This window comes from Acinetobacter sp. (assembly GCF_039596015.1).
Lineage (GTDB): Bacteria > Pseudomonadota > Gammaproteobacteria > Pseudomonadales > Moraxellaceae > Acinetobacter.
Map to the genome: position 1 here is coordinate 1 of NZ_JBCNKN010000026.1, position 5,089 is coordinate 5,089.

Below are 5,089 nucleotides of genomic sequence, written 5' to 3' on the forward strand. Positions count from 1 at the left end.
GTTTACGTTTTTATATTAATAAATATACTTTTTTAATATAATCAAATTACGTTTAAAATGAGAATGGAAAGGCTGATTTTTAAAAAAATCTTAAGCATAGAAACGGCCTTTACGACGACGTAAACCTAAAACGTGAATTGCACGAACCAAAACAGCATAAGAAACAGAATAACCAAACTCTTGTTCAAAAAGCGGGATTAAATCACTAATATTTTGAAATTTATGTTTTTTTATAAAGACCTGAAAAGCTCCCCAGTCTTTGATATGTGTTGGAGCACCTCGCTTTTTGCTTGGTTTAGGGTCTAAACTTCCAGTTTCTTCTTCAAGCTTGATCCATGCATCAAGGGTCACTCTAGAGATGTTAAACTCTTTACAGACCGCTACTTTATAATCCGTCTTTTTATATGCGGCTAATGCAGCCTTTTTAGTTTCGATTGAATATTTTGGCATTTTTAAATTCCTTAAAATTATTTTTAATTATATTATATGGCATGGTTTATGCAATCTAATAAATAGGGTAAAGCATATTTATTAGGATTGCAGGTATGAGTACACAAAAAAATCTGGGCGTTAAACGCTCCTTGAATGAGCGAGATACAAAAGGGTTATCTCTCTGGCAAGTGATCGTGATTGGTGTTGCATATATGACACCTATGACGGTTTTTGATACGTTTGGTATTGTTTCAGGAACAACACAAGGGCGTGTGCCTTTAGCTTACTTATTTGCATTGGTGGCGATGTTGCTCACTGCTTTTAGCTATGCGCGTTTTAGTCGGGTTTCAGAAAAGTCTGGCTCAGCGTATACCTATGCCGCGGAAAGTTGCGGGCAGTCTTTCGGTTTTTTTGTGGGATGGTGTGCCTTACTTGACTATATGTTATTGCCTTTGATTAATGCTTTGCTGTGTGGAATCTACTTAGCTGCATTGATTCCAAGTGTACCGTATTGGGCTTGGGTTCTGCTTTCGGCAGGTTTGGTGACGTTGGTGAACTGCTTTAGAGTCAGGATTCTTGCGAATTTAAGTTTTCTGTTTGTACTTGCACCCGTCATGTTGATGCTGGTTTTTATTTACCTTGTGATTCATGGCGTTGGCATGAAACAAGGCTATGAACATGTTTGGACCATTGCGCCGTTACTGAACGGAGATATGCATATTTCTCCTCTCATTGCAGGTGCATCTATCTTATGTTTTTCGTTTCTGGGCTTTGATGCTGTGACGACGTTATCGCATGAAACCAAAGATCCGAAAAAGAATATTCCTCGGGCAGTTATGCTTACGACACTGATTGGTGGGGTGATTTTCTTTTTAGCAGCATGGTTTATTCAATTGTATTTCCCAACCAATGCGCAGTTTAAACATCCTGATGAAGCTTTACCTGAAATTGTTTTGTATGTCGGAGGGGCAGTGTTCCAGTCGGTATTTTTGACAGCACAAATTATGAATACGATTGCATCTGGTTTAGCCAGCCATGCCAGTGCATCACGTCTGATTTATATCATGGGCTGTGATGGTATTTTTAATAAGAAAACTTTTGGTCATTTAAATGGACGTCTTGGAACGCCACTGTTCGCAACATTGTTTGTGGGATTGATTTCACTCAGTGCGATTTTTTTAGATTTGGCACAAGTGGTGAATCTGATCAGCTTTGGTGCTTTGATTGCCTTTACCGCAGTGAATCTATCCGTTTTTATGAAGTTTTATGTACGAGAAGGACAAAGCCAAGGTTGGAGAAATAAGTTCTTTAATGCCGTATTACCACTGATTTCTGTGGCAGCCATCATGTGTCTTTGGGTGAATCTGGAAAAATCTGCCTTGATGTTTGGCTGTACATGGTTTGGTGTGGGCGTTATCTTCTATCTATATCGAAAATTTAAAAAGCAAGCCATTGCAATCAATGGTGCATTTCAATAAGTCTAATATTTAGAGTGTCAGTGATGAAAAATTTAATTGAAAAACCAACATTATTAAATGATGTTGAATTTAAAGTCAGTATCAATCAACTGAGTGGTAAAGACTGGAACTGGGCAAATCCTCAAAAGGCAAACTTTGAAGGCATTGCAGCCAATTACTATGAAAGTTCGTTGGCAAAGTGGCATTGTTTCGATGCGCTTGATCAGGATACCGAGTGTGATGTTGTGGTGATTGGTGCGGGGCTATTAGGAACATCGACAGCGTTACATTTGGCTGAACAAGGTGTCGAAACCATTTTGCTAGATAAAGACCGAGTCGGCAGTGCTGCTTCAGGGCGTAATGGTGGACAACTCACTCCAGGGTTAGCGCGTTGGGAAGCCGAGGAAATGATTGAAAATTTAAGCCATGACGATGCCAAACGTCTGTGGCGGTTTACCTCTGTGGAAGCGATGCAGTTGATTGATGATCTCTCATCAAAATATCAATTAGAGCTTCAGCGTAAGCGAGGACACATTACCGCAGCTGTCCATGAAGGACATTTGGTCGCACTTACGCAAGGCTCCGATGCGCGTAAGTTTCTAGGTGAAAACCATACCCAAGTGGTGGGTAAGCATGAGTTATATGACTATGTGAAATCAGAGCATTACTATGGCGGGCTAGTTGACCGTTTAGGTGGGCATATTCACCCTTTGGCGTTGAACCGTGGCTTGGTGTATGGGTTTATTCAAAATGGCGGCACAATCTACGAACGTACCGAAGTGGTTGAAATCTCTGAACAGGCGGATGGAATTTATGTCAGTACCCGTCATGGCACAATTAAAGCACGTAAAAGTGTGGTGATAGCGGTACATCATGCCTCGTTTAAACTGTTACAGGAAAAAAGCCAAACGACTATTCCATTTTATACTTATGTTTCAACCACAGCGCCTTTAGAGGTCGATTTAAAAGAAATTTTACCGCAGGATCACCCTGTTTATGACACTCAGTTCCAGATTGATTACTATCGTGGTGTAAGCCAAAACCGCTTGTTGTTTGGTGGACAGGGCACAGGCAGTTGTTGGAGTCCAGAAAAAACAGCTCAATACTTATTGGGACGGATTCAGCATGTATTTCCTCAGCTTAAAAATGTCGAACTAGACTTTGTTTGGAGTGGCACGACCGATTTAACGGTGAATGGGGCGACAGATAGCCGAAAATTTGGTGATAAATATCCGATTTATGCAGTGCATGGCTGGAGTGGGCATGGTGTGGCGCAAACGGTGCGTATTGGGAAAGCCATTGCTGATGATTTTGTGGGAAATGCACAGGATTTTGAGATGTTGACCCAGATTCAGCATCAAAACATTCCATTAGGTCGGGCATTAGCACCGATGGTGATTCCTGTTGCTAAAAGTGCATATGGTCTGGGTGCTTTGATGAACCCCGGGAAGATGGTGTCCTTCTAACAATAAATAAAGTCATAAAAAAGAGGTCAAATCGACCTCTTTTTTATAATGCATGAATTAGATTCTATCTTCATCAAGCAATACTTGTGCTTCACGAAGGCTGAGTGTGCCTTCATAAATTGCACGACCCGTGATAGCACCTAAAATACCATGACGACCTTTTAAGTCGCGAACGTCATCTAAATTGGTCACACCGCCAGATGCAATAATAGGTAAACCGCAATAGTCAGCCAAAGCAACGGTTTGTTCAATATTGACTCCTTGCATCATGCCATCACGGGCGATATCGGTATACACAATGCTCGATACCCCTGCATCAGCAAAGCGTTTTGCCAAGTCAGTTGCTTTTAAATCCATGACATTTGCCCAACCATCGGTTGCCACATAACCTTCTTTGGCATCAATACCGACAATAATATGACCACCAAATTTTTTACATGCTTCTTCAACAAATTCAGGCTCTTTGGCTGCTTTTGTACCAATAATCACAAAAGACACACCTGCTTCCAGATAATGCTCAATGGTTTCAAATGAACGAATACCACCACCAATTTGAATCGGAAGTTCTGGAAACTCTTTTGTAATGGCTTCAACCACATTTTTATGAATTGGTGTTCCCGCAAATGCACCATTTAAATCGACAAGATGCAAACGACGCGCGCCTTCATTGACCCAATGCGCTGCTGTTGCAACGGGATCATCAGAAAAAACGGTATCATCTTCCATACGTCCTTGTTTTAAACGGACGCATTTTCCATCTTTAAGATCAATTGCGGGGATGATTAGCATGCTTTCGTTCCTTGTTTGGTCAGGCAAATTAAGAGTGAATAACATCTTAGCAAAGTATTTGCAAATCGCTAAGTGCTTGGCTGGCGTTTGTCCCTTACTTTGGTGAAAGAGAGCAAGACAAATGTTGGCGTTGTTGTAATTCCTGAAAAATACGCAGTGCAGCATAAGCATCGGCAGCAGCATAATCTATTTGCTGAGGGCTTAACGATTTTGCTGCCCAGTTAGAAGTGCTGACACGTTTACTTTTCGGTAGATATTGCCCAAAGAGGAGTGCAACGGCTTTTTGAACGCCCATTTGCTGTTTAAAACCAAACGATGAAAATTGCTTGGACAATTCAACAATACCGTCAATTTCAATGCCTTTTTTACGGAAAATAATACGGTCATTTTTAAGACCAAATCCGACTTTGTGCTGCAAAGGATTGGAAAGAATAGGCGCAAGAAAGCGCAGCGTTTCGTCATTGACCTGAAAAAGATAGGCGTGTTGTTCGGTTGCCAGTTGGATGAGATGTGGGCCTGTAGACACCTCACCCACTTTAAATGTGGGTTTAGATTCGGTATCAAATCCTAAAGTCGATGCGGTGATTAATGGCTGACACAGTGCCTCACATTGGGCATGTGTTTGTAATACAAAAATTTGTGAGGCAGGCAAATTTTGAAAGAGGGGGAGTTGGCGAATAGATGTTTTATCTAGATTGATTGGGGTAATCATTGTATTGGTTCTTATCAAAGATGTTGAAATTTTAAAAAGATGGAAAAATGAAATCGTGATAAGGGCGAAATTGATGGCGTTAAAAAATAGCCCACAATGTGTGGGCTCAGATTATTGACAAACCCTGATTAAATTTGGATTTAGTCAGGGTTTTATTTTTTGACCTGACTTGGAATTGGGATTAAATCGGTTTGAAGTCGATTGATGGGCTAAATAATAGACAAATTAACATC

The 5,089-nt window shown here is 40.7% G+C and carries 5 protein-coding genes; 2 read left to right on the top strand and 3 right to left on the bottom strand.

The features are described from left to right. Window positions 1-90: 90 nt before the first annotated feature. On the bottom strand, window positions 91-450 hold the full coding sequence (locus ABDV70_RS13480; protein ID WP_343598476.1) for a helix-turn-helix domain-containing protein: 360 nt from the start codon (window positions 448-450) through the stop codon (window positions 91-93). Between the two features lie 95 nt (window positions 451-545). Here ABDV70_RS13480 and ABDV70_RS13485 point away from each other — a divergent pair, with 95 nt between their 5' ends. Next, complete coding sequence (locus ABDV70_RS13485) at window positions 546-1,910, top strand: APC family permease (RefSeq protein ID WP_343598478.1); 1,365 nt, start codon at window positions 546-548, stop codon at window positions 1,908-1,910. A 23-nt stretch (window positions 1,911-1,933) separates the two neighbouring features. Then, on the top strand, window positions 1,934-3,355 hold the full coding sequence (locus ABDV70_RS13490) for an FAD-dependent oxidoreductase (RefSeq protein ID WP_343598480.1): 1,422 nt from the start codon (window positions 1,934-1,936) through the stop codon (window positions 3,353-3,355). Window positions 3,356-3,412: 57 nt separating this feature from the next. Here the strand turns inward: ABDV70_RS13490 and hisA are convergent, their stop codons facing one another. Both hisA and ABDV70_RS13500 read right to left on the bottom strand, forming a co-directional pair. Then, complete coding sequence (gene hisA / locus ABDV70_RS13495) at window positions 3,413-4,144, bottom strand: 1-(5-phosphoribosyl)-5-[(5-phosphoribosylamino)methylideneamino]imidazole-4-carboxamide isomerase (RefSeq protein WP_343598482.1); 732 nt, start codon at window positions 4,142-4,144, stop codon at window positions 3,413-3,415. Between the two features lie 94 nt (window positions 4,145-4,238). Continuing rightward, window positions 4,239-4,856, bottom strand: coding sequence for a 3'-5' exonuclease (locus ABDV70_RS13500; protein WP_343598484.1), 618 nt, complete (start codon window positions 4,854-4,856; stop codon window positions 4,239-4,241). Window positions 4,857-5,089 lie beyond the last annotated feature (233 nt).